Below are 25,673 nucleotides of genomic sequence, written 5' to 3'. Positions count from 1 at the left end.
TCACCGCAGGGCGCCGGCGTCGATGTAGCCGGAGTCCACCAGGACCTTCCGGTAGTTCGTCCTGTCGACGCTGACCGGGTCGAGCAGGAAGGCCGGAACCACCTTCTTGCCGTTGTCGTAGGTGGTGTCGTCGTTGATCTCGGGCTTCTTGCCGTCGAGGACGGCGGTCACCATGTCGGCGGCGACCTGCGCGAGTGCGCGGGTGTCCTTGTAGACGGTCTGGGTCTGCTGGCCCGCGATGATCGACTTCACGGAGGCGACCTCCGCGTCCTGTCCGGTGACGATCGGAAGCGGCTTCGCGGCACTCCCGTAGTCGTCGGACTTCAGGGCGGACAGGATGCCGATGGAGATGCCGTCGTAGGGGGAGAGGACGGCGTCGACCCGGGCCGAGGCGTACGCGGAGGTCAGCAGGTCGTCCATGCGCTTCTGGGCCGTACCGCCGTCCCACCGCAGCGTGGTGACCTGGTTCAGCTGGGTCTGCCCGGAGCGCACGACCAGCTGCTTCTTGTCCATGTAGGGCTTCAGCACCTTCATGGCGCCGTTGAAGAAGTACTTGGTGTTGTTGTCGTCGTTGGAGCCGGCGAAGAGCTCGATGTTGAAGGGGCCCTTCTTGGCGCCGGCCTTCAGCCCCAGCTTGTCGACGATGTACGTGGCCTGGAGCTCGCCGACCTTCTCGTTGTCGAAGGAGGCGTAGTAGTCGATGTGCGGGGAGCCCAGGATGAGCCGGTCGTAGGAGATCACCGGGATGTGGGCGTCGGCCGCCTGCTGGAGGACGTTGGAGAGGGCCTCGCCGTTGATGGCGGCCACGACCAGGGCGTCGACGCCCTGGGTGATCATGTTCTCGATCTGGGCGACCTGCTGGTCCGGGTCGTCCTCGCCGTACTGCAGGGTCGTGGAGAACCCGGCCTTCTTCAGGCTCTCCGTCATGTTCTTGCCGTCGGCGATCCACCTCTCGGAGGACTTGGTGGGCATCGCGATGCCGATGGTGAGGTCCTTCTTGTCCTTCGTCTCCTGGCTGCCGCCCTCGCTGTTCTGCCCGCAGGCGGTCAGCAGCAGGGCACAGCCGGTGGTCACGGCCAGGAGGGCGGATGCGGATCGGAACTTCTTCATGGGGGAAACCCATCCCGTCGTCGAGGGCGGCTCCGACCGGGGCGGGCTCGATGGCGGCGCGTGTCCTCGCACCACCGGGACGGCACCGTTCCGGTTGGGGGGTCCAGGGCGTCGACACCCTGGTCGAGCTAGATTGTTAGCGCTCACAACGCCGTGATACAAGAGGCGATAAGGTTTTTCTCGCATCGATACACGACCGTGAGCACGGAGAAGGGAGGCGAACGTGGCCCAGTCCGCGGAAGACGTCCGCCCGCCGACGATGGCCGACGTCGCACGAGAGGCGGGGGTCTCGCACCAGACCGTCTCCAGGGTGCTGAGCGGTCACCCCAACGTGCGCGCGGCCACCCGCGACCAGGTCACCCTGGCCATCGAGCGGCTCGGCTACCGCCGCAACTCCGCCGCACGCGCCCTGGTGACCCGTCGCACGAGGACGCTGGGCGTCATCGCCGTCAACACCGCCCTGTACGGCCCCGCCAGCACCCTGACCGGTCTGGAGGAGGCGGCCCGGGAAGAGGGCTACCTCGTCTCGACCGTCAGCCTCCGCGGCGGAGAGGGGCAGGGGCTCAAGGACGCCATCGACCACCTCGCGGCCTGGGGAGTGGAGGGCGTCGTCGCCATCACCCCGCAGCGCTCGCACGTGCAGGCGCTCGCCGAACTGGACGCGCCCTTCCCCGTGGTCACCGTCGAGGGCGGCCACCAGCTCGACCTGCCCGGCGTCTCGCTCGACCAGGAACGCGGCGCCCGGATGGTCACCGAGCATCTGCTCGCCGCCGGGCACCGCACCGTCTGGCACGTGGCGGGCCCGGAGGACTGGCTGGAGAGCGAGGCCCGCACCGCGGGATGGCGCGCCGTCCTGGAGGAGAACGGCATCCGCCCTCCGCGCGTACTGGCGGGGGACTGGAGCCCGCTGTCCGGGTACCGGGCGGGACAGGAACTGGCGGGCCTCGCCCTGGCCCGCCGCGGCGCGACACCGGTCACGGCCGTCTTCGTCGCCAACGACCAGATGGCGCTCGGCGTCCTGCGGGCGCTGCGCGAGGGCGGGATCCGCACCCCCGCGCAGGTGGCCGTCGCCGGTTTCGACGACATCCCGGAGGCGGAGTACTTCCCGCCGCCGCTGACGACGGTCCGCCAGGACTTCGCCGCGATCGGGCGCCGCAGCATCCAGCTTCTCGTGGACCACATCGAGGGCCGCGCCAAGAAGGCCGAACACCTCCTGGTGCAGCCGCAGCTCATCATGCGCGCGAGCACGCGCCCCTCGAACGAGGCCTGACGCGGCAGACCCCGCAGCCGTCTCCCGGGCGCCGGCGGAGTGCTCGCCGCCGGCGGGCGTAGGGGCGGCGGCGCATCCGTGCGCGCCGATCCGCCCGCGCCGATCCGCGCGCTTCGTATGCGTACGTGTCGGTACGCGCCCGCGTCGGCGCCCCACGCGTCGGCACGGCAAGGTGAGCGCTCACTTCCAGAGCCCCTTTTCTTGGCGAATGTTCGACAGAACCGCACCCAGCTATTGTCCAACCTGATTGTGAGCGTTAACAATCTGGATGCTCCCCTGGCCCCGCTCATGACGAGAGAGACGCATCGTGACTCCACACGCCCTTTCCGACCCCGCGGCCCGACACCACCCCGAGGCCTGCACCATCGGAGTCGACTTCGGCACCCTCTCCGGGCGCGCCGTCGTCGTCAGGGTCCGGGACGGCGCCGAACTCGGCTCCTCGGTCCATGAGTACCGCCACGCCGTCATCGAGGACCGCCTTCCCTCCACCGCGGCCCCCCTGCCCCCCGACTGGGCGCTCCAGCACCCCGAGGACTGGCGCGACGTCCTGCGCACCGCCGTTCCGGCGGCGCTCGCCGACGCCGGAGTCGACGCGGCCCACGTCATCGGGATCGCCACCGACTTCACCGCCTGCACGGTCCTGCCGACCACCCCGGACGGCACCCCGCTCGCCCTGACGCCCGAGTGGGCCGGCCGTCCGCACGCCTGGCCCAAACTCTGGAAGCACCACGCGGCCCAGGGGCAGGCCGACCGCATCAACGCCCTCGCGCACGCCCGCGGCGAGAAGTGGATCGCACGGTACGGCGGCAAGATCTCCTCCGAGTGGCAGTACGCCAAGGCCCTGCAGGTCCTGGAGGAGGACCCGGCCGTCTACGCCGCCTGCGCCCGCTGGATCGAGGCGGCCGACTGGATCGTCTGGCAGCTGACCGGCGCCGAGTCCCGGAACACCTGCACCGCCGGCTACAAGGGCATCCACCAGGACGGTGCCTACCCCTCGCCGGACTACCTCGCCGAACTCCACCCGGAGTTCGCCGACTTCCCCGCCACGCGCCTGGAGCACCCGCTGTCGCCCCTGGGCTCCCGGGTCGGCGGACTGACCGCCGAGGCGGCGCGCTGGACGGGCCTGCCCGAGGGCATCGCCGTCGCGGCCGGCAACGTCGACGCCCACGTCGCCGCCCCCGCCGCGGGCGCGGTGGAGAACGGCCGGATGCTCGCCATCATGGGCACGTCCACCTGCCACGTACTCAACGGCGCCACCCTGGCCGACGTCCCCGGCATCTGCGGGGTCGTCGACGGCGGCATCGTCGAGGGCGCCTACGGCTACGAGGCCGGCCAGAGCGCGGTCGGCGACATCTTCGCCTGGTGGCTCCGGCAGGGCGTACCGGACCACTACCGCGCCGAGGCCGAGGCGTCGGGCGAGGACCTGCACCAGCTCCTGACCCGCAAAGCCGCCGGTCAGCCGGTCGGCGCACACGGCCTGGTCGCCCTCGACTGGATGAACGGCAACCGCTCCACCCTGGTCGACCACCACCTCTCGGGCGTCATAGCGGGCCTCACCCTCGACACCCGGCCCGAGGACGTCTACCGGGCCCTGCTCGAATCCACCGCCTACGGCACCCGGACCATCGTCGAGACCTTCGAGGGCGGCGGGATTCCCGTGGAGGAGTTCATCGTCACCGGAGGCCTGAAGAAGAACGCGCTGCTCATGCAGATCTACGCCGACGTGCTCCGCCGCCCCGTCTCCGTCGGCACCTCCGAACAGGGGCCGGCGCTCGGCTCCGCCATCCACGCCGCCGTCGCCGCGGGCGCCTACCCCGACGTCCGCTCCGCCGCCGCCGTCATGGGCAGCGTCCAGCGCGACGCGTACGTGCCCGACCCGGCACGCGCGGACGCCTACGACGCGCTGTTCGGCGAATACCGCGCCCTGCACGAGCACTTCGGCACCGGCACGGACCTCCTCCTGCACCGCCTGCGCCGCATCCGCAACACGGCACGCCTCGCCACCGACGCCTGACCGGGGCGCCTCCCCGCCCACGGTCCCATCGGCCGACCGGCAGCGCCTCCCCGCGCCCGGCGGCCGCCACCGGCCGGCCGGGGCGCCTCCCCGCCCCGGCCGGCCCAGGCCCGACACCTCCGCCCCGCACTTCCGAGGAGCACACCCGACATGACGCTCACCCCGCCCGACCGCGAGATCTGGTTCCTCACCGGCAGCCAGGGTCTCTACGGAGACGAGACCCTGGCCCAGGTCGCCGACCAGTCCCGCGCCATCTGCGACACCCTCGCCGCCCAGCCCCAGATGACCGTCCGCCTGGTCTGGAAGCCGGTCCTCACCGACGCGGCCGCCATCCGCGCGCTGATCCTGGAGGCGAACGCCGACGACCGCTGCATCGGCCTCATCGCCTGGATGCACACCTTCTCCCCGGCCAAGATGTGGATCGCCGGCCTCGACGCCCTGCGCAAGCCCCTGCTGCACCTGCACACCCAGGCCAACCGCCGGCTGCCCTGGTCCACCATCGACATGGACTTCATGAACCTGAACCAGGCCGCCCACGGCGACCGCGAGTTCGGCTTCGTCCAGACCCGCCTCGGCGTCCCGCGCAAGACCGTGGCCGGCCACGTCTCCACCCCCGACGTCGTCGACCGCATCGCCGGGTGGGCCCGTGCCGCCGTCGGCCGCGCCGAGCTCACCACCCTCAAGCTCGCCCGGTTCGGTGACAACATGCGCGACGTCGCCGTCACCGAGGGCGACAAGGTGGAGGCCCAGCTGCGGTTCGGCGTCTCGGTCAACACCTACGGCGTCAACGACCTCGTCGCCGTGGTCGACGCCGCCCCCGAGGACGCCGTCTCCGCCCTCGTCAAGGAGTACGAGGAGCTCTACGCCCTCGCGCCCGAGCTGCGGCCCGGTGGCGAGCGCCACGACTCGCTGCGCTACGCCGCCCGCGTCGAAGCCGGTCTGCGGACCTTCCTCACGGAAGGCGGATTCCGCGCCTTCACCACCAACTTCGAGGACCTCGGCGGCCTGCGCCAGCTGCCCGGCCTCGCCGTGCAGCGACTGATGGCGGACGGCTACGGTTTCGGCGGCGAAGGCGACTGGAAGACCTCCACCCTGCTGCGCACGCTGAAGGCGATGGACCGCGGTCTGCCCGGCGGCACCTCCTTCATGGAGGACTACACCTACGATCTGACGCCTGGTCAGGAGCTTATCCTCGGCGCCCACATGCTGGAGGTCTGTCCCTCGATCACGTCGGCCACGCCCAGCTGCGAGATCCACCCGCTCGGCATCGGCGGCCGCGAGGACCCGGTCCGCCTGGTCTTCGACGCGGATCCCGGTCCGGCCGTCGTCGTCGGCCTCGCCGACATGGGCGACCGCTTCCGCCTCGTCGCCAACCACATCGACGTCGTCACCCCGCCCGAGCCGCTGCCGAAGCTCCCCGTCGCCCGGGCCGTCTGGAGCCCCCGCCCCGACCTGCGGACCTCCACCGAGGCCTGGCTGACCGCGGGAGCGCCGCACCACACCGTCCTGACCACCGCCCTCGGCGGCGAGGAGCTCGAAGACCTCGCCGAGATGCTGCGGATCGAACTCGCCGTCATCGACGAGGACACCACCGTACGGCGGTTCACGCGCGAGCTGCGCTGGAGCCAGGCGTACCACCGTCTGGCCCAGAGCCTGTGAGCGCGGCCCCCACCCCGACCGACCCCGCGAGGACGGAGACCTCCGTGACCACCGCCGTTTCCAAGGAGCTGCGCCGGGAGGTGCTGGAGGCCAACCTCCGCATCCCCCGGGCCGGTCTGGCCACCCTCACGTGGGGCAACGTGAGCGGTGTGGACCGGGAAGCCGGCGTCTTCGTCATCAAGCCCTCGGGCGTGGCCTACGACGTGCTGAGCGAGGAGGACCTGGTCGTCGTCTCCCTGGCCGACGGGAGCGTCGTCGAAGGCCGTCTGCGCCCGTCCACCGACACGGAGACGCACCGGAGCCTCTATCTGGCCTTCCCGTCCATCGGCGGGGTGACCCACACCCACTCCACCCACGCCGTCGCCTTCGCCCAGGCCCGGCGCCCGATACCGGTGCTCGGCACCACCCACGCGGACACCTTCAACGGTCCCGTCCCCGTCACCGCGGCCCTCACCCCCGAGCAGTGCGCCACGGACTACGAGTACAACACCGGTCAGGTCATCGTGGACCTCCTCGGACGTGACGACACGCGGGCCCGGGAGGTCCCCGGCGCGCTGGTCGCCCATCACGGCCCGTTCACCTGGGGTGCGAGCGCCACGGCGTCCCTGGAGCACGCGATCATCTGCGAGGCGGTGGCGGAGATGGCGCTCCACACCATCGCCCTGGGCACGGTGGAACCCCCGCAGCACGTGCTGGACCGTCACTTCACCCGCAAGCACGGCCCCGACGCGTACTACGGGAACCCGCCCTCCGCCTGACGGCGAAGGGGGGAGCCAGGACGATCCTGGCTCCCCCCTTCGCCGTGTGCCAGCGGGTCGGACGCGCGTCAGACGCGGGTCCACCGCTGGTTGGTGCCGTTCCAGCACTGGTACAGCTGGATCAGCGTGCCGTTGGCGGTGCCGTTGGCGGCCGCGTCGAGGCAGAGCCCGGACTGCACGCCGACGATGGTTCCGTCGGAGTTCAGGCGCCACTTCTGGTTGTCGCCGCCCCAGCAGCTGTAGATCTGCACCTTCGAGCCGTTGGCGGTGCCGGCGGCGTCGAGGCACTTGTCGCCGTAGACCCTGAGCTCACCGGCGGAGGTGAGGGTCCACTGCTGGTTGGTGCGACCGTTGCAGTCCCACAGCTGGACCTGGGTGCCGTCGGTGGTGGAGGAGCTCGGCACGTCCACGCAGCGGCCCGAGGCGACGCCCTTGATCGGTCCGGTGCCGGGGGTCGGCGTGGGTGTGGGAGTGGTGGAGCCGCCGTTGAGGGCGTTGAGCACGGAGGTGTACGCGGGCTTCTTGCTGCCGTCGCCGTTGAACAGCAGCGGTGTGTCGCCGGAGCGCCAGGAGTCAGTGTCGCGCACGCCCCAGACGGTGATGCCGAGGCAGCGCGGGACGGCCAGGCAGTCGTTGGTCACGTTGGCGTACGTCGTGCCCGAGGCGCCCTGGATGTCGAGCTCGGTGATGGCCACGTCGACGCCGAGCGCGGCGAAACTCTGCAGGGTGGTGCGGAAGTTGCTGTTGTACGGGCTGTCGCTGTTGAAGTGGGACTGGAAGCCGACGCAGTCGATCGGGACGCCGCGCTGCTTGAAGTCCTTGACCATGGCGTACATGGCCTGGGTCTTCGCCCAGGTCCAGTTCTCGACGTTGTAGTCGTTGTAGCAGAGCTTGGCGGCGGGGTCGGCGGCACGTGCCGTACGGAAGGCGACCTCGATCCAGTCGTTCCCGGTGCGCTGGAGGTTGGAGTCGCGGCGGGCTCCCGAAGTGCCGTCGACGAAGGCCTCGTTCACGACGTCCCACTGGGCGATCTTGCCCTTGTAGTGGGCCATCACGCCGTTGATGTGGTTGATCATGGCCTGGCGCAGCGAGCTGCCGCTGAGGTTCTGCATCCAGGCGGGCTGCTGGGAGTGCCAGGCCAGGGTGTGGCCGCGCACCTGCTTGCCGTTCTGCACCGCCCAGTTGTAGACCCGGTCGCCGGCGGTGAAGTTGAACTGCCCCTGCTGCGGTTCGGTGGCGTCGATCTTCATCTCGTTCTCGGCGGTCACCGAGGTGAACTCGCGGGCCGCGATCGACGTGTACGTCGAGTCGCCCAGCCGGCCCGAGGCGATGGCGGTACCGAAGTAGCGGCCGCTCTGCGCCGCCGCGGCGCCGAGCGTGCTCTCGGCGGCCTGGGAGGCCGGCGCCGCCAGCAGGGTGGCGGACCCGAGGGCGCCGGCGAGGAGCGCCGCGATCAGGCCGCCCCTTTTCCGGCGGACCGTGGGCGGGGCAATGGCGTGAGAGCGCATGGGTGGACCTCCGATAAGGGAAATCGCGGGTGGGGGAGAGCGCGCGGCGGAAGGAATCCGCGGCGATGTCCGAGTCCGGGAAATGGGACCGCGGAAAGCGGCGGTGACGCCTCGGGAATCAGTCTGGAAATACGGCATGAGCCTGTCAATGGTTTCGTAGATGTTTCGGAAACATCAGCCGTCGGTCAGGACCGTCACGGCATTTCACTGGAGCCAAGAAAGAACGGTCCCTGTCGAAAAGGTTTCGACAGGGACCGCTTCTCTGTGAGTGAGTCCTCGGTCAGTTCGGATACGCGATGTCGAACCACGGGAAATGGGCCTGGTTCGAGGACGGGTGCCCGTGGGAGGTGGCGTACAGACCGATCTGGACGCTGGTGAACAGCGGCCTGAGGAAGCCGGCCTCGACGGTGGCCAGCTCCTGCCAGGGGCCGTCGGGCGCCGCGTGGACGAAGGTGTGACCGAACCCGCGGACGCGGACCCCCAGACGGAGGGGGCCGGGGGAGAGCGGGACGCCGGCCAGGACGTCCGGCCCCCGGCGGAGGACGAGTCCCCCCTCGGTACGCAGCAGGAGGAGGTGGGCGTCATCGTCGACGACCACGGCGAGGCCCGCCTCCTCGCCCGGTCCTGCCGGGGTGAAGCGCAGCTCCGTGGACACGTCGCAGTCGGGCTGTTCCTGGGGGCGGACCAGGAGGGACGGGGCAGCGCGTTCGCCGAGCCGCTCGGGGCGGAGCCGGAGCCGTAGCCCGTCGCCGGTGCTCCAGAACGGCGCGCGCGGAGTGCGCAGGGTGCTCCAGTCGGGGGAGAGGGTGGCGAAGTCGTCGCGCAGAGGGCGTGAGCGGCCGGCGTGGACGACGGGGGAGAAGGCCGGCACGCCGTCGTGCCAGGTGACCCGGCTGAGGAAGGTCTCCCGGCCCAGGGCGGAGCCCGGCCGGACGCCCAGCAGGACGGCCCGCCACTCCCCGTCCGGAGTCTGGACGAGGTCGGCGTGACCGGTACAGGTGACCGGCCCCTTCGGGACCGGGGCCAGGACCGGGTTACCGGGAACGCCCTCGTAGGGGCCGGTCACCTCGTCGGCGCGGGCGGCCACCACGCTGTGGTCCACGTCGGTGCCGCCCTCGGCGGTGAGCAGGAGGTAGGTCCCGTCGACCTTGTAGAGGTGCGGGGCCTCCGACCAGCGGGCCTCCGGGTGGCTCCCCGACCACAGGACGTACTCCGGTCCCGTGAGCCGTCGCTCGCCGGGCACGTACTCGCGCATCCAGATCTCGGTGTGGCCGGCGGCCTCGTCCCTTACCCGGGAGGCGGTGAACCAGGCCCGGCCGTCGCCGTCCGGCCCGTCGTCGAAGAAGAGCGACGGGTCGAAGCCCTCGCCCTCCAGCCAGTGAGGCTCCGACCACGGCCCGGCGGCGTCGGTCGCCGTGACGACGAAATGGCCCGGGCCGTCCATCAGCGTGCAGACGAGGTGGAAGAGGCCGTCGTGGTGACGGATCGTCGGCGCGAACAGGCCTCGCGACGGCCCGCACCCGTCGAGGTCGAGCTGCGACGGCCGGTCGAGCGCGGAGCCGAGACGCCGCCAGTTCACCAGATCGCGGCTGTGGAACACGGGCAGCCCCGGGAACCACTCGAAACTGGATGTCACCAGGTAGTAGTCCGCCCCCACCCGGCAGGCGGACGGGTCGGGCCTGAACCCCGGCAGGACGGGATCAGCGAACGCCCCGCTCACGGCACCGGGACGATCTCGACCGGCACGGACAGGACACGGTCGGCACCCGGGTGACGCACGGGGCCGTGCAGGGTGAAGGACCCCTGGAGCGGAAGATCACCGCTGGACCGTCCGACGGCCACGCCGAACTCTCCCGGCTCCACCCTCCTCCGCAGGTCGATCCCGGTGAAGGAGGTCCGGTCGGCGTGGACGGAGAAGGTGAGCCGGGCGGCCTCGCCCGGCCGCAGCTCGGCCCTGCCGAATCCGGCGAGCCACCGCAGAGGCCGGACCACGGACGCCTCGGGGTCCGACAGGTACAGCTGGACCACCTCGGTCCCGGTCACCTCGCCGACGTTGCGCACGGTGACCGCGACCGACACGGACCCGTCCGTCGCGGCAGCGGGATCCACCGTGAGATCCGTGTAGGCGAAGCTGGTCCAGCTCAGCCCGTGCCCGAACGGGAACAGCGGAGTCGGGTCCACCGAGCTCCAGTCGGTCTTGCCGCCCAGCGTGGAGTGCAGGTAGGTGCCGGGCTGTCCGCCCACCTGGCGGGGGAGGGAGACCGGAAGGCGCCCACCCGGTTCGGCGGCTCCGCTGATGACGCGGGCCAGCGCCGTCCCGCCCTCCTCGCCGGGGAAGAAGGCCTGGACGACGGCCGCCGCCCGGTCGGCGAGCGAGCCGAGGGCGTACGGCCGGCCCGAGACGAGGACCAGCACGGTCGGCACCCCGGAGTCCAGGACGGCCTCGGCGAGCGCGGCCTGGTCGCCGGGCAGGTCGAGGGTCTCGGCGTCGCAGCCCTCGCCCGAGGTGCCCCGGCCGAACATGCCGGCCCGGTCGCCGAGTACCAGCACGTTCACCTCCGGATCCTCCTCGGTGACCGTGAACCCGGCGGCGGCGAGCGCCTCGCCGAGCGTCGGGATCTCCACCCCGGGATCGCCGGGCAGCGCGACGTGGTTCGGGAAGGAGTAGCAGCCGAGGAAGGCGTGCGGATCGTCCGCGTACGGCCCGGTGACCGCGACCCGGCACGGCCGCAGCGGCAGGATGCCGTCGTTGGCGAGCAGCACCGTGGACCGTTCGGCCAGGATCCTGGCCAGCGCCCGGTTCTCCGGCGGGTCGAGGTCGATCGGCTCGGGCTTGACGGGTTCCCAGTCGGGGTCGAGCAGGCCGAGCTCGGCCTTCTGCAGCAGCACCCGCTCCACGGCCCGGTCGACGAGGGCCTCGGGCAGGTCTCCCGACCGTACGAGTGCGGTCAGCGGCTCGCCGTAACAGCGGGCCGTGGGGAGCTCGACGTCGATGCCGGCGGTCAGTGCCAGCGCGCCGGCCGCGCCCCGCGATCCGGCGACGCCGTGCCGGGACTCCAGGAAGGAGACCGAGTAGTAGTCGGCGACGACGGTGCCGTCGAAGCCGAGCTCGTCCCTGAGGAGTCCGGTGAGGAGCCGCTCGTCGGCGGCGACGGGGACGCCGTCCACGTCGGTGTAACTGTTCATCACCGACCGGGCGCCGCCCTCGCGCAGCGCCCGGACGAAGGGCTCCACCAGGACGTCGGCGAACTCGCGCGGGCCCACGGCGACCGGGGCCATGTTCCGGCCGCCGCGCGAGGACGAGTACCCGGCGAAGTGCTTGAGCGTCGCCACGATGCCCGCGCCTTCCAGACCCTGGACGTACGCGGTGCCGATCGTGCCGACGAGATACGGGTCCTCGCCCACGCACTCCTCGGTACGGCCCCACCGGTAGTCGCGGACCACGTCGAGCACCGGAGCGAGCCCCTGGTGGACGCCGACCCGCCGCATCCCGTCGCCGATGGCGGCGGCCATCCGCCGCACGAGCCCGGGATCGAAGGACGCGCCCCAGGCGAGCGGCCCGGGGAAGACCGTGGCGCCGAGCGTCATGAACCCGGTCAGGCACTCCTCGTGAGCGAGGGCCGGAATGCCGAACCGGCCGGCCTCCGTCACCTGCGTCTGGAGCGCGGCGAGCCGCTCCATGCCGGTCTCCGCGGCGATCGGCGCCGTCCCGTACACCCGGGTGAGCTGGCCGAGACCCTGCCCGATGATGTCGTCGAGGCCGGGCGCCGGTTCGCCGGAATCGTCCTCCATGGGCGCCACCGGCGCTCCGGGATCGGACGGCAGGGCCCAGAAACCGGCGAGTTGACCCGCCTTCTCCTCCAGCGTCATCCGGCTCAGCAGATCGGCGACTCGGACGGAAGCGGGCAGGAGGGGGTCACGCCAGGGCTCGGTCACGGAGGTACTCCTAAGAACGGGGTGGGGCGGTGGAGACGCGGACCTTGAGTTCGGTCGAGAGCTCCATTCGGGGGCTGACCAGGGGCTGGTCCTCCAGAAGCTGGAAAAGCGTGCGAGCCGCGAGCCGGCCCATCTCCTCCAGCGGCTGACGCACCGTCGTCAGCGGCGGTGACAGCCATTCGCACATCGGCAGGTCGTCGAACCCGACCACGCTGAGGTCCCGGGGGATGCTCAGCCCGGCCTGCCGGACGGCCTCGTAGACGCCCATGGCCTGCTGGTCGCTGCCCGCGAAGATGGCGGTGGGCGGCTCGGGGAGGGCGAGCAGCTCCTGCGCGCACCGGAATCCGCCCTCGTGCTGGAAGTCGCCGAACCGGATCAGGTCGCGGTCGAACTCGATCCCGGCCCGCTCCAGGGCGGCCCGGTAGCCGTCGATGCGGGCCTGGCTGCAGAGCATCTCCTTGCGCCCGCCGATCGCGGCGATCCGGCGGTGGCCCAGCTCCAGCAGGTGTTCGGTGGCAGCGAGGCCGCCCGCCCAGTTGGTCGCGCCGATGCTCGGCACACCGTTGTCCGGCAGGTCGATCGGGTCGATGACGACGAGCGCCACCCCGCCCCGCTCGACCTGGGCGCGCTGTGCCTCGGTGACCGAGGCGGTGACGAGGATGACGCCGTCGCTGTGGTGCTGGACCGGCACCGCCGACCAGCTCGACGGGGTGGCCTCGCCGGCCGGGACGAGCGACACGACGGTGCCGATGCCGCGGCCGGCGCACTCGGCCTCGACGCCGCGGAGGATCTCCACCGCCCAGGCGCTGTCCAGGCCGCCGATGATCAGGTCGACGAGGCCCGATCTGCGGGTTCTGTTCTGCCGCCCGGGCTGGAGGTAGTTGTGGGATCGCAGCAGTGCCTCGATCCGTCGGCGCGTCGAGGGCGCGACGTCGGAGCGGCCGTTGATCACCTTGGAGACGGTGGCCTGTGAGACCCCCGCCTCCGCCGCGATCACCGCCAGGGTCGCCCGCTGCTCACTCAACTTCTCTCCTCTTCGACGCCGTCGGTCGACGACAGGTTTCGCAAACTTTCGAAGAGTTTCTGGGTGGCGTGACAGCTTGTCAAGTCCTGTGTTGCCGCCAGGTTTCCGAGATAAATCGGTGAGAAGTCTTGACCGTGGTGTCCGGCGTTCCTAGTTTATGGCACCACGTAATTCGAGAGTGTTTCGAAAAGTTTTCGAGCGCATCCCCCTCACGGAGGTCCCATGGCCAGCACCACCCCGAGCCGACGCAGCTTCCTGGCGCTCGTGGGCTTGACCGCACTGTCCGTCCCCCTGACGGCGGCCTGCGGGGCCGACACACCGGGCGGCGGGGCGGCGGCCGACGGCAAGGTGACGTTCGAGTGGTGGAACATCGCCACCACGGAGCCGGGCAAGTCCCTCTTCCCGGAGATCTCCACGGCGTTCACCAAGGCGCACCCGAAGATCGCGATCAACACGACCTCGCTGGAGAACGAGGCGTTCAAGTCCAAGCTGACCGCCACCACCTCCTCGGGCAAGCTCCCCGACGTCTACCAGACCTGGGGCGGCGGCGTGCTCCAGCAGCAGGTCGACGCGGGCCTCGTCGAGGACATCACCGACCTGATCGACTGGTCGGACAAGCTGACGCCGGTCTCGCTCCAGGCGTACCAGATCGACGGCCGGACCTACGGAATCCCGTACGACATCGGCATGGTCGGCTTCTGGTACAACAAGAAGCTCTTCGCCAAGGCCGGGATCACCGCTCCGCCCGCCACCTGGGCCGAGTTCCTCGACGACGTCAGGAAGCTCAAGGCCGCGGGCGTCACCCCGATCGCCCTCGCGGGCAAGGAGAAGTGGCCGGGCCACTACTACTGGGCCTACCTCGCGATGCGCGTCGCCGGCCTCCCCGCCCTCCAGAAGGCCGCGACCTCCAAGGACTTCTCCGACCCCGGCTTCGTCAAGGCGGGCGCCCACCTCAAGGAGCTCGTCGACCTCCAGCCCTTCCAGCCCGGCTTCCTCGGCGCCGGCTACGCCACCCCGGGCGGCCAGGCCGCGACCATGGGCAACGGCAAGGCCGCCATGGAGCTGATGGGCCAGTGGGGACCGTCGGTGCAGAAGGACGCGGGCGCCGACCTCGGAGCGGACCTGGGCTTCTTCCCCTTCCCGACGGTCGAGGGCGGTGTGGGGCAGGCGACCGAGGTGTTCGGCGGCGGCGGCGGCTTCGCGCTGCGCAAGGGAGCCCCGAAGGAGGCCCTGGACTTCCTGAAGTTCTTCGTCCTGGACAACGAGTCCAAGCTGCTCGCCTCCAACGGCTACCTGCCGGTGGTCAAGGGCGCGGAGAGCCAGCTCACCGACGCCAACAAGAAGGTGGTGGCCGAGAGCCTCGTCAAGGCGACGGGCTTCCAGCTCTTCCTCGACCAGGCCTACCCGCCGGCGGTCGGCCAGGAGGTCAACGACAGCGTCGCCGACCTCATAGCGGGCAAGAAGACGCCCGAGCAGGTCACGGCGTCGATCACCGAGGCTGCGAAGAGTGCCTAGCTCCGTGTCCACCCTGACCGAGGAACGGACGGAGGAGTCCGCGGTGGCACCCCCGCCGCTCCCGGAGCGTTCGCGGCGGAGCCGCCTGGGAGCCTGGGCGTCGGTCGCCTGGTTCCTCGTCCCCGCCCTGGTCCTCTTCCTCGTCTTCGTCCTCGCCCCGATCGTCGTCGCCGTCTGGACCGGATTCTTCAAATGGGGCGGCATCGGCCCCATGGACGACTTCGTCGGCTTCGGGAACTACACCAAGCTCTTCGACGACCAGGTCTTCCTCGGCGACCTGGGGCGCGGGCTCTACCTGATCGTCCTGTCGATCACGGTGCAGCTGCCGTTCGCCCTCTTCACCGCGGTCCTGCTCAACCAGAAGCTCCGCGGCCGGGCCGTCTACCGGATGCTGTTCTTCGCCCCGTACATCCTTTCCGAGGTCGTCACGGCGGTCCTCTTCACGATGATCTTCCTGCCCGGCGCGGGCATGGCGGACCACCTCGCGGGGTTGTTCGGCCTCGAGGGCCTCCAGGGCAAGTGGCTCGCCGATCCCTCGACGGTCATGCCGACCCTGTTCGTCGTCATGATCTGGAAGTACTTCGGCTTCCACATGATGCTGTTCCTCGCCGGGCTGCAGAGCATCCCGTCCGAGATCCTCGAAGCCGCCTCCATCGACGGCGCCAACGCCTGGCAGCGCTTCCGGCACGTGACGCTGCCGCTGCTCGGACCGACGATCCGGATCAGCGTCTTCCTGTCGATCATCGGGTCCATCCAGCTCTTCGACCTCGTCTGGGTCATGACCGCCGGCGGGCCCAACCACTCCTCCGAGACGATGGCCATCGCGATGTTCCAGTTCGGGTTCAAGCGGTACCAGGTCGGCTACGCCAGCGCGATCAGCGTGGTGCTGTTCATGATCAGCCTCGTCTTCTCCCTCTTCTACCAGCGGTACGTGCTCCGCCGTGACCTGAGCGGCGCCGTCACCTCGGGAGGTGGCCGATGAACGCCCGCAGGACGGTACGCGGCCTCTCGCTGCACGCCGTGGTCTGGCTGATCGCCGCGTTCGTCGCCGTACCGCTGCTCTACGCGGTCGTCTCCGGTTTCAAGAGCACCGCGGAACTGACGAACAATCCGTTCGGACTGCCGGAGCACTGGAAGGTCGGCAACTACACCGGAATTCTCGGCGACGGCATGTTCTGGCGGCAGATCGCCAACAGTGCGGGCATCGCGATCGGTACGACGGTCTGCACTGTGGTGGCCTCTGCGATGGCGGCTTTCGTTCTCGCGCGATATGCCTTCCGTGGAAGGGAGTTGTTCTATACGCTCTTCACCATCGGGCTGATGTTCCCGTTCGCGGTGGCCGTTCTGCCGCTCTTCCTCATGCTGCGGACCTTCGGTCTGCTCGACAATCCGCTCGGAGTGATCCTCCCGCAGGCGGCTTTCGGGCTCCCCATGACGATCGTGATCCTGCGCGGTTTCTTCCGGACCATCCCGGCGGAAATCGAGGAGGCCGCCACCATGGACGGCTGCGGCAAGTTCCGTTTCTTCTGGCAGATCCTGCTGCCGATGGCGCGCCCGGCGCTCGGCACGGTCTCCGTGCTCGCGGTCGTCGCGAGCTGGAACAACTTCTTCCTGCCGCTCCTGGTGTTCAGTGACCCGAAGTGGCAGACGATCCCGGTCGGTGTCCAGCAGTTCCAGGGCCAGTACTCGACCGACTTCGCGCTCGTCCTCGCGTACATCGTGCTCGCCATGGTCCCCGCCCTCGCCTTCTACGCCGTCGCGGAGCGCCAGCTGATCGGCGGCCTCACCGCGGGCGCGACCAAGGGCTGATCCGTACCGCGCGACCAAGGGCTGATCCGTACCGCACGCCCTCCCCTCCCGAGGAGACTCCGTGAAACGCCTGACCGCCTTGACCGCCGTCATATTGTTAGCGCTAACAACACACGTGGCCGCCGCCGACCCCGCACCACGGGCCGCCGGCACGGCCGGCACCGCCGCCGCCTCCGCCCGCCCCGCCATCGACTTCCGGGCCGACCTCCAGCCCATCGACGGATTCGGCTTCTCCATGGCCTTCCAGCGTGCCGACCTGCTGCACGGCGCGCGCGGCCTCAGCCCCGCCAAACAGCGCGAAGTCCTCGACCTGCTGCTCAGCAAGGAGAAGGGCGCCGGCCTCTCGATCCTGCGCCTGGGCATCGGCTCGTCGACCGACCGGGTCTACGACCACATGCCGACGATCCTGCCCACCGACCCGGGCGGCCCGGACGCCACGCCGACGTACGTCTGGGACGGCTGGGACGGCGGTCAGGTCTGGCTCGCCAAGGAGGCCAAGGCCTACGGCGTCAAGAGGTTCTACGCCGACGCCTGGAGCGCGCCGGCCTTCATGAAGACCAACGGCAACGAGAACAACGGCGGCGAACTGCTCCCCGCCTGGCGCCAGGCGTACGCGAACTACCTCGTGCAGTACGCCAAGTTCTACGAGCGGGAGGGCATCGACATCACCGACCTCGGGTTCACCAACGAACCCGACTGGACGGCGACCTACGCCTCGATGCGCTTCACGCCCCGACAGGCCGTCGACTTCCTCAAGGTGCTCGGGCCGACCGTCCGCGCCTCGGGACTGAAGACCGGCGTCGTCTGCTGCGACGCCGCGGGCTGGGACCGGCAGGTCGCCTTCACCGAGGCCATCGAGGCCGACCCGGAGGCCGACAAGGCCGTGCGGACCGTCACCGGCCACCGCTACAGCGGCCCGACCACGGTCCCGCAGCCGACCGACAAGCACGTGTGGATGTCCGAGTGGTCGCCGGACGGCACCACCTGGAACGAGCACTGGGACGACGGCAGCGGCTACGACGGCCTCACCGTCGCCGCCGACATCCAGAACACCCTGACCGTCGCCAACGCCAACGCCTACGTCTACTGGACCGGCGCCTCCCTCGGGGCGACCCGGGGACTCATCCAGCTCGCCAACCCCGGCGACGACTACCGGGTGTCCAAGCGGTACTGGGCGCTGGCCGCCTTCAGCCGCTTCATCCGCCCCGGCGCCGTCCGCGTGCCGGTCACGAACGCCGACCCCGCCCTGAGCGTCACGGCCTTCCGCAACACCGACGGCACCCGCGTCATCGAGATCCTCAACACCGCGACCACCGAGAAGTCCGCCGACTTCGCCCTCCGCGGCGGACACGACCGGCACCCCGACGCCTACGTGACCGACGAGACCCGCTCGATCACCCCGGCCGACGTCGCCTCCACGCACGGCACGACCCTCACGGCCAGGCTCGCCCCGCGCGCGCTCACCACGATCGTTCTCGACTGACTCTCCCGACACCCGAGGAGCCACCCATGTCCACGAAGAAGTCCCGGTCCGTGTCCCGGCACCTGATCGCCCTGTCCGCGGCCGTCTGCGTCGCCGCCGGCCTCGCCGCCACCCCCGCCACCGCCGAGCCCCGCCCCGCCACGCTCGCCGAACTGGCCAAGAAGCACCACAAGTACTTCGGCTCCGCCACCGACAACCCCGAGTTCACCGACGCCGCCTACCTGAAGCTCCTCGGCAGCGAGTTCGGACAGACCACCCCCGGCAACGCCATGAAGTGGTACGCCACCGAACCCCGGCCCGGCGTCTTCGACTTCACCGCCGCCGACGAGGTCATGGCCTTCGCCAAGGACCACCACCAGAAGGTCCGCGGCCACACGCTCGTCTGGCACAGCCAGCTCCCCGCCTGGCTCACCGACCGCACCTGGACCGCCGAGGAGCTGCGCCCCGTCCTCAAGAACCACATCCAGACGGTGGCGCGGCACTACAAGGGCAAGGTCATCCACTGGGACGTCGTCAACGAGGCCTTCAACGAGGACGGCACCTACCGCGAGTCGGTCTTCTACAAGACGCTCGGCCCCGGCTACATCGCCGACGCCCTCCGCTGGGCCCACGAGGCCGACCCGCACGCCAAGCTGTACCTGAACGACTACAACGTCGACGGCATCAACGCCAAGAGCGACGCCTACTACAAGCTCATCAAGCAGCTGAAGGCCGACGGCGTCCCGATCGAGGGCTTCGGCCTCCAGGGCCACCTGGCGCTCCAGTACGGCTTCCCCGCCGGCGTCAAGGAGAACATCCAGCGCTTCGCCGACCTCGGCGTCGACGTCGCCATCACCGAGCTCGACATCCGCATGCAGCTCCCGGCGACCCCCGAGAAGCTCGCCACCCAGGCCACCTGGTACGCCGACTACGTCAAGGCCTGCCTGGAGGTCGAGAGGTGCGTCGGCGTCACCATCTGGGACTACACGGACAAGTACTCGTGGATCCCCGGGGTCTTCCCCGAGGAGGGCGCCGCGCTGCCCTACGACGAGAACCTCCGGCCCAAGCCCGCCTACCACGCCATCCGGAAGGTGCTCGGCGGATGATCAGGACGGCGATCGTCGGGACGGGCGGGATCGCGGGCATCTGCCACGTCCCCGCCCTCCGGGCGCAGGCCCACCGGGCCGAGATCGTGGCCGCCGTCGACGTGGACGCCGTGCGCGCCGAGGCCTTCGCGGCCGAGCACGGCGTCCCCGCCGTCCACACCGACCTGGACACGATGCTCCGGGAGGAACGCCCGGACCTCGTGCACCTGTGCACGCCGCCGTACCTGCACGCCGAACAGGCCGTGGCCTGCCTGGAGGCCGGGGCGTGGGTCTGGTGCGAGAAGCCGGTGGCGCTGTCGCTGGCCGAACTCGACCGGATCCACGCCGCCGAGGGGACCGCCGCCGCCGGCGCGGTGTTCCAGCACCGGTACGGCTCGGGCGCCCGGTACCTGCGCGGCCTCATCGCCGCCGGGACCCTCGGACGTCCGCTCGTCGCGCAGTGCGTCACGGCCTGGTACCGCGACGACGCCTACTACGACGTGCCCTGGCGCGGCACCTGGGGGAGGGAGGGCGGCGGCCCGACGCTCGGCCACGGCATCCACCAGATGGACCTGATGCTCGCCGTGCTCGGTCCCTGGGCCGAGGTACGCGCGATGGCCGGCCGCCTCGAACGCGACGTCCAGACCGAGGACGTGTCCACCGCCCTGGTCCGCTTCGAGAGCGGTGCCATCGCGACGGTCGTCAACAGCGTCCTCTCGCCGCGCGAGGAGAGCTACCTGAGGTTCGACCTCACCGACGCCACGGTCGAGCTGCGGCACCTGTACGGCTACTCCAACGCGGACTGGACGTTCACCGCCAGGACGCCCGCCACGAAGTGGGAGCCGCCGGAGGACCTGCCCAGCTCGCACACCGCCCAGCTCGCGGAGCTCCTGGACGGCTACGAGGCCGGGATCCGACCCGACCTCGGCAGACCCACCATGGAACTGGTCACCGCCCTGTACAAGTCCGCGATCACGGGCCGGCCGGTCGTCCGCGGCGAGATCGACGCGGCCGACCCCTTCTACGGCTCGCTCCACGGAGGACGCCCGGAGGTGTTCCGATGACCTTCGAAGTTCTGGAGCAAGAGGACTCGCTGACCGTCCGGACACGCGGCACCGACCTCTTCCGCTACGTCCACCAGCCGGTCATGGACCCCTTCGAGGCACCGAAGCCCTACCTGCACCCGGTGCGCACGCTCGCCGGCCGCGTCGTCACCGGATACCGGCCGCACGACCACCGCTGGCACAAGGGCGTCCAGTTCACGGCGTCATGGGTGTCGGGCCAGAACTTCTGGGGCGGCGGCACCTACCTGCGCGGCCAGGGCTACGTCGACCTGCCCAACCTGGGCACGATGCGCAGCCTCACCGTCTCCGCGGAGACCGGGAACGGCCGCGCCGACATCACCGAACACCTCGCCTGGCACACGATGGCGGGGGAGCACTGGATCGACGAACGCCGCACGCTGACCGCACGCGACGTCGAGACCGACTCCTGGACCCTGGAGGTCACCACCGCGCTGACCAACGTCCACGACACCGAGCTGGTGTTCGGCAGCCCCGGCACCCAGGGCAGAGAACTCGCCGGATACACCGGCCTGTTCTGGCGCGGCCCACGCGAGTTCACCGGCGGCGACGTCATCGGCCCCGGCATGGGCGAACAGGGCGACTGGCTGGCCTTCGTCGGCGAGCACGACGAGGTCGACCACTCGTCCACGCTGCTCTTCCTGGACGATCCGGACGCCTCCTGCCGATGGTTCGTCCGCAGTGAGCCCATCCCCGCCGTCAACCCGTCCCTGGCGTTCGACGAGGAACTGCCACTGGCCCCGGGCGACACCCTGTCGCGCCGCTACCGGATCGTCGTGGCCGACGGCGCGTGGGACTCCGCGCACGTCGTGCGACACCTCGAGGAACATCCGTGGTGACACCGCTTCCCGGCGGCGTGGGGATCTCCGGGCTGACCGTGTACGACTGGGAGGCCGCCGACGGGCTGTGCGGCGGCACCCCCCACATGCACCTCGTCTGCTCGGAGGCGTACGTCGTGATCGACGGCGAGGGCAGCGTCCAGACCCTCACCACCTCCGGCTTCGCCGACACGCCGCTGCGCCCCGGCGACGTCGTCTGGTTCACGCCGGGAACGATCCACCGCCTCGTCAACGCCGGCGGCCTGCGCCTCATCGTGCTCATGCAGAACAGCGGACTCCCCGAGGCGGGCGACGCCGTCTTCACCTTCCCCACGCCCGTACTGTCCGATCCCGACGCCTATCGAACGGCGGCCGCTCTGACCGGCGACCACGCCACGGCGGCGCGCCGCCGCCGCGACCTGGCGCTCGAAGGATTCCTCGCCCTGCGCGAAGGCGGGCTGCGCGACTTCCACACCGCGGCCCACCGCCTGAAACGCGATCTCCTCGACGCCTGGTGGAACCGCTGGCGCGACGGCCCGCTGGCCGCGACCCTCGCGACCGGCGCCCAACTGGCATCGCTGAGGGCCGGGGACCTCTCCCACCTCGATCACGGCCACGTGTCGCGACTGGAACGCCCCGAGGAGCAGCTCTACGGCATGTGCGGCCTGCTCCGCCCCTACCACGCAGCCGTACCCGATCCCGACCTCGATCCCGACCCCAATTCCGTCCCCGTGCTCCCGACCCGGCCGCCGAGCGGTTCGTCGGAGCCACCCAACCCCCATCCCCCTAAGGAGCCCTCCTGATGAGATTTCGCCGCCCACCCCTGATCCTGAGTCTCGTCCTCGCGGTCCTGTCGTCCCTGCTGCTCGGGGCCTCGCTCCTCACCGCCCCGCCGGCGGCCGCGGCCACCGTCGACACCAGCGCCTGGTACGTCCTCGTCAACCGCAACAGCGGCAAGGCTCTGGACGTCTACAACCTGTCGACCAGTGACGGCGCCCGCATCACCCAGTGGACCAGGAACGACCAGAACCAGCAGCAGTGGCAGTTCGTCGCCTCCGGCGACGGCTATTACCGCGTGAAGTCCCGCCACTCCGGCAAGGTCCTGGACGTCCAGAACAGCTCCACCGCCAACGGCGCCGCCGTCACCCAGTGGACCGACGCCAACAGCACCAACCAGCAGTGGCGCCTGGCCGACAGCGCGGACGGGTACGTCCGCCTCATCGCCCGCCACAGCGGCAAGGCCCTCGAGGTCCAGGGCGCCTCCACCGCCGACGGCGCGAACATCGTCCAGTACGACGACTGGGGCGGCGCCAACCAGCAGTGGCAGTTCGTCAAGGTGGCCGGCGGCACCCCCGGCACCTGTGCCCTTCCCTCGACGTACCGCTGGTCGTCGACGGGCCCCCTGGCGCAGCCCAAGGCGGGATGGGCCTCGCTCAAGGACTTCACCGTCGCCCCCTACAACGGCAAGCACCTCGTCTACGCGACCACGCACGGCACCACGGCATCGGGAGTGGGCTGGGGCTCGATGAACTTCACCCCCTTCACCGACTGGTCGCAGATGGCCTCCGCCGGCCAGAACGGCATGACGAACTCCGTCGTCGCGCCCACGCTCTTCTACTTCGCGCCGAAGAACATCTGGGTGCTCGCCTACCAGTGGGGCAGGACCGCCTTCTCCTACCGGACGTCGACCGATCCCACCAACCCGAACGGCTGGTCGGCGGAGCAGGAGCTCTTCTCCGGAAGCATCGCCGGCTCGGGAACGGGCCCCATCGACCAGACGCTCATCGGCGACGGGACGAACATGTACCTGTTCTTCGCCGGTGACAACGGCAAGATCTACCGGGCCAGCATGCCGATCGGGAACTTCCCGGGCAGCTTCGGCTCGTCGTACACGACGGTCATGAGCGACACGGAGAAGAACCTCTTCGAGGCGCCCCAGGTCTACAAGGTCAAGGACCAGAACCAGTACCTGATGATCGTCGAGGCCCGGGGCGCGAACGAGCACCGCTACTTCCGCTCGTTCACCGCCACCAGCCTGAACGGTTCGTGGACGCCCCAGGCCGCCACCGAGAGCAACCCCTTCGCGGGCAAGGCCAACAGCGGCGCCACCTGGACCAACGACATCAGCCACGGCGAGCTGGTCCGCGCCGGCGCCGACCAGACCTTCACGATCGATCCCTGCAACCTGCGCTTCCTCTACCAGGGCCGTGACCCGAGCGTCGGCGGCGACTACGGCCAGTGGCCCTACCGCCCGGGCCTCCTGACCCTGCAGCGCTGACGGTGTGACACCGGTCCGGCTCCGGCGTGGAGCCGGCGCGAGGCCGGCGTGGAGGGCCCGGCGGACGGCCGGGCCCTCCACGCCGGTGCGGCGCAGGGTGTGGCGGCGCGCCGGTCGCGGTGACGTCGTCGCGGCCTCCCGCACTCCCCCCGCCCGCCGGGCCGGCCGTCACCCGAGGCCGGCCGGGAGTTCCTCCAGAAACGCCGCGAGCGCACGGACACCGAGGCGGAGGGCCTCGATCTCGACGCTCTCGTCCGGGCCGTGCCAGCCGTCGCCGGGAAGTCCGGTGCCGAAGAACAGCACGGGCGCGTCACAGGCACGTGCCAGCTGTGCCGCGGGCGCGGCGCCGCCGTTGCCGATCAGGAGGGCAGGTGAGCCGTACGCGCGACCCACCGCGCGGGTGAGAGCGGCGAGCGCGGGGTGGTCCTCCGGCGTGCGGTAGGGATCCGAGATGGTGGAGGAGATCTCCAGCTCGTAGCCGAAGCCCGGTCGCCGGTGACCGGCCAGCCAGGCCCGCAGCTGGTCGGCGACCTCGTCGGCCCGCTGGTCGGGTACGAGCCGGAGCAGCAGGTCCGCGCCGGCCTTCGCGGGGATCAGACCCAGCGACGGCGCGTCCGTGCGGCCGGCCGTGAGACGGGCCACCTCCACGGCGGGGCGGGTCCACAGGCGCTCGGGTGCGGTGAAGCCGTCCTCCCCGTCGGCCCGGAAGGTGCCGGTGTCGGCCAGCCACCCCGGCAGGTCGAAGGGCAGGGAGTCCAGGGACGCGCCGAGTGCCGGGCCCGGGCCGGCCACCGCGTCGTAGAAGCCCGGCAGTGTGACCCGACCGGAGCCGTCGGTCAGCAGGGCGAGGAGCCGGCCGAGTTCGAGGGCCGCGTTGGCGGCGGCGCCGGACACCGCGCCGCTGTGCAGGTCCCGCTCGGCGCCGCGGACCGTGAGGGTCGCGGTGACCGAGCCGCGGACCGTGGCGCACACGGTCGGTTCCCGTACGGACCACAGCATGGTGTCGGACACCATGACCACGTCGGCGGACAGCTCCTCGGCGTGCTCGGAGAGCAGGTCGGCCAGGTGGACGGAGCCGATCTCCTCCTCGCCCTCGATCAGGTGCTTCACGGTCACCGCCGGGGCGGAACGGTGTGCGAGGTGGGCGCGGACGGCCCACAGATGGGCCATGACCTGCCCCTTGGCATCGGACGCCCCCCGTCCGTACAGACGCCCCTCACGCCGGAGCGGGGAGAAGGGCGCCGTCACCCGCCACTCGGAGGGATCCGCGGCATGGACGTCGTGGTGGCTGTAGACCAGGAGAACGGGTGCGTCGGGGTCGGCCGCCGGCAGGCAGCCGTACACGGCCGGCAGGCCGTCCGTCTCCCAGACCCCGGCGCGCGGGAAACCGCTTCGCCGCAGGCGGTCCGCCAGCCAGCGGGCGGACCGGCGCACGTCGTCGGCCCGGCCGCCGTCGGAGGAGACGGACGGAATGCCCACCCACTCCGTCAGGGCGTCCACGGCGAGGGGCCCGGTCGGGGCGTCCCGCGGCGTGGCTGGCCCGGTGGCGCTCATGGTGGGTGACTGCCCTGGATCACCGGTTCGAACCGCGTCCCGCTGTCGGACCGCCTCACGCACCTCTCCGAGCAGCGGCGAGGCCCGCCCCTTCCTGCCGGGACGGACACGCATTCCGGCGGAGAGCGGTGGAGGCGCCGGTCCCGCCGGACCCGGAAGCGTCCGTGGAGTCGGCCCGGGGACCGACCCGGGGGCCGGACGCGCAGGACGTCTCACGCCACCGGGCACCGGACCCGAGCCGCCGGATCACCCCCTCGGACTGCTCCCGCAGCCGCTCGGGGGACGCGCGAAGCCGCCGACCGCCAGGTCACGCGACTCCTCGTTCGGTGTCCGGTGAACCGTCGGCCGACGGTCGTCGGTCGTCGGGCGGGCGAACGCAGCGGGCCGGGACCGGTGGCAGGACCACCGGTCCCGGCCCGCGCGGGTGCCGGCTCGTTACATCGGGTCGGGGAAGATGTCGCTGATGCTCCAGGCGACGCTGAAGCAGGGGGCGAAGGCGTCGGCCTCCTGCTCGGTGTCCAGGGCCTGGAGCGCGAGGATCTGGCTCATGGGTGATCTCCTCTTTCCTGTCGGGGTCGTATCGGTCGGTCACTGCGTACCCGGGCACGGAGGTGTTCGCCGCCGCGCCCAGGGGTTCATGGGAGGCCCGTCCGGTGACGTCACACGGCTGCCGGGAGCCGGGGACGGGCGTGGTGGGGCTCCGTCAGGAGCGGGCCGGCCAGCAGGCGGTGCAGGGCCAGCAGGACACCGGCCCCGCCACTGGACAGGTCGGCGGCGAACCGCCGCGGACC

At 70.9% G+C, this 25,673-nt stretch carries 19 protein-coding genes; 13 read left to right on the top strand and 6 right to left on the bottom strand.

What is annotated here, in order from left to right; translation table 11 throughout:
• Window positions 1-1,110 carry a multiple monosaccharide ABC transporter substrate-binding protein gene (gene chvE, locus K7G60_RS08615; protein WP_225800203.1) on the bottom strand — a complete coding sequence of 370 codons (1,110 nt, stop codon included), beginning with the start codon at window positions 1,108-1,110 and terminating at the stop codon, window positions 1-3.
• 223 nt (window positions 1,111-1,333) lie between these two features.
• Between chvE and K7G60_RS08610 the strand changes: the two genes are divergently transcribed.
• The 4 genes from K7G60_RS08610 to araD all read left to right on the top strand — a co-directional run bounded on the left by K7G60_RS08610 (window position 1,334) and on the right by araD (window position 6,811).
• On the top strand, window positions 1,334-2,380 hold the full coding sequence (locus K7G60_RS08610; RefSeq protein WP_225800202.1) for a LacI family DNA-binding transcriptional regulator: 1,047 nt from the start codon (window positions 1,334-1,336) through the stop codon (window positions 2,378-2,380).
• Between the two features lie 307 nt (window positions 2,381-2,687).
• Complete coding sequence (gene araB, locus K7G60_RS08605) at window positions 2,688-4,394, top strand: ribulokinase (RefSeq protein WP_225800201.1); 1,707 nt, start codon at window positions 2,688-2,690, stop codon at window positions 4,392-4,394.
• Window positions 4,395-4,544: 150 nt separating this feature from the next.
• The gene (gene araA, locus K7G60_RS08600) at window positions 4,545-6,053 is read left to right on the top strand and encodes an L-arabinose isomerase (protein ID WP_225800200.1); all 1,509 of its coding nucleotides are present in this window, start codon (window positions 4,545-4,547) and stop codon (window positions 6,051-6,053) included.
• A 44-nt stretch (window positions 6,054-6,097) separates the two neighbouring features.
• On the top strand, window positions 6,098-6,811 hold the full coding sequence (araD, locus tag K7G60_RS08595; RefSeq protein ID WP_225800199.1) for an L-ribulose-5-phosphate 4-epimerase AraD: 714 nt from the start codon (window positions 6,098-6,100) through the stop codon (window positions 6,809-6,811).
• 68 nt (window positions 6,812-6,879) lie between these two features.
• Here araD and K7G60_RS08590 read toward each other — a convergent pair whose 3' ends face one another.
• The 4 genes from K7G60_RS08590 to K7G60_RS08575 all read right to left on the bottom strand — a co-directional run bounded on the left by K7G60_RS08590 (window position 6,880) and on the right by K7G60_RS08575 (window position 13,279).
• Complete coding sequence (locus tag K7G60_RS08590; RefSeq protein WP_225800198.1) at window positions 6,880-8,319, bottom strand: endo-1,4-beta-xylanase; 1,440 nt, start codon at window positions 8,317-8,319, stop codon at window positions 6,880-6,882.
• Between the two features lie 280 nt (window positions 8,320-8,599).
• Entirely contained in the window at window positions 8,600-10,039 is a 1,440-nt protein-coding gene (locus tag K7G60_RS08585) for a glycoside hydrolase family 43 protein (protein ID WP_225800197.1), read from the bottom strand.
• Window positions 10,036-12,255 carry a glycoside hydrolase family 3 N-terminal domain-containing protein gene (locus K7G60_RS08580; protein ID WP_225800196.1) on the bottom strand — a complete coding sequence of 740 codons (2,220 nt, stop codon included), beginning with the start codon at window positions 12,253-12,255 and terminating at the stop codon, window positions 10,036-10,038. Before K7G60_RS08580 ends, K7G60_RS08585 begins: the two co-directional genes overlap by 4 nt.
• Before the next feature lie 10 nt (window positions 12,256-12,265).
• Window positions 12,266-13,279, bottom strand: coding sequence for a LacI family DNA-binding transcriptional regulator (locus tag K7G60_RS08575; RefSeq protein ID WP_225800195.1), 1,014 nt, complete (start codon window positions 13,277-13,279; stop codon window positions 12,266-12,268).
• A gap of 222 nt (window positions 13,280-13,501) precedes the next feature.
• Here K7G60_RS08575 and K7G60_RS08570 point away from each other — a divergent pair, with 222 nt between their 5' ends.
• From K7G60_RS08570 to K7G60_RS08530, 9 genes are all read left to right on the top strand, one after another.
• Complete coding sequence (locus K7G60_RS08570; RefSeq protein WP_225800194.1) at window positions 13,502-14,794, top strand: extracellular solute-binding protein; 1,293 nt, start codon at window positions 13,502-13,504, stop codon at window positions 14,792-14,794.
• Complete coding sequence (locus tag K7G60_RS08565; protein WP_374115607.1) at window positions 14,787-15,776, top strand: carbohydrate ABC transporter permease; 990 nt, start codon at window positions 14,787-14,789, stop codon at window positions 15,774-15,776. Before K7G60_RS08570 ends, K7G60_RS08565 begins: the two co-directional genes overlap by 8 nt.
• Window positions 15,773-16,603, top strand: coding sequence for a carbohydrate ABC transporter permease (locus K7G60_RS08560; protein ID WP_225800193.1), 831 nt, complete (start codon window positions 15,773-15,775; stop codon window positions 16,601-16,603). The genes K7G60_RS08565 and K7G60_RS08560 overlap by 4 nt, the downstream gene beginning before the upstream one ends.
• A 115-nt stretch (window positions 16,604-16,718) precedes the next feature.
• The gene (locus tag K7G60_RS08555) at window positions 16,719-18,086 is read left to right on the top strand and encodes a glycoside hydrolase (protein ID WP_225800192.1); all 1,368 of its coding nucleotides are present in this window, start codon (window positions 16,719-16,721) and stop codon (window positions 18,084-18,086) included.
• Window positions 18,087-18,112: 26 nt separating this feature from the next.
• Entirely contained in the window at window positions 18,113-19,171 is a 1,059-nt protein-coding gene (locus tag K7G60_RS08550) for an endo-1,4-beta-xylanase (protein ID WP_225800191.1), read from the top strand.
• The gene (locus tag K7G60_RS08545; protein WP_225800190.1) at window positions 19,168-20,214 is read left to right on the top strand and encodes a Gfo/Idh/MocA family protein; all 1,047 of its coding nucleotides are present in this window, start codon (window positions 19,168-19,170) and stop codon (window positions 20,212-20,214) included. The genes K7G60_RS08550 and K7G60_RS08545 overlap by 4 nt, the downstream gene beginning before the upstream one ends.
• Complete coding sequence (locus K7G60_RS08540; RefSeq protein WP_225800189.1) at window positions 20,211-21,071, top strand: PmoA family protein; 861 nt, start codon at window positions 20,211-20,213, stop codon at window positions 21,069-21,071. Before K7G60_RS08545 ends, K7G60_RS08540 begins: the two co-directional genes overlap by 4 nt.
• Window positions 21,068-21,853, top strand: coding sequence for a cupin domain-containing protein (locus K7G60_RS08535; protein ID WP_225800313.1), 786 nt, complete (start codon window positions 21,068-21,070; stop codon window positions 21,851-21,853). The genes K7G60_RS08540 and K7G60_RS08535 overlap by 4 nt, the downstream gene beginning before the upstream one ends.
• Window positions 21,853-23,328 carry a non-reducing end alpha-L-arabinofuranosidase family hydrolase gene (locus tag K7G60_RS08530; RefSeq protein ID WP_225800188.1) on the top strand — a complete coding sequence of 492 codons (1,476 nt, stop codon included), beginning with the start codon at window positions 21,853-21,855 and terminating at the stop codon, window positions 23,326-23,328. The genes K7G60_RS08535 and K7G60_RS08530 overlap by 1 nt, the downstream gene beginning before the upstream one ends.
• Window positions 23,329-23,496: 168 nt before the next feature.
• Here the strand turns inward: K7G60_RS08530 and K7G60_RS08525 are convergent, their stop codons facing one another.
• On the bottom strand, window positions 23,497-24,882 hold the full coding sequence (locus tag K7G60_RS08525) for a M20/M25/M40 family metallo-hydrolase (protein ID WP_225800187.1): 1,386 nt from the start codon (window positions 24,880-24,882) through the stop codon (window positions 23,497-23,499).
• Window positions 24,883-25,673 lie beyond the last annotated feature (791 nt).

Origin of the sequence: Streptomyces sp. NK15101, from assembly GCF_020400725.1 — a bacterium.
Lineage (GTDB): Bacteria > Actinomycetota > Actinomycetes > Streptomycetales > Streptomycetaceae > Streptomyces.
This window is presented reverse-complemented; position numbering and strand designations above follow the sequence as displayed.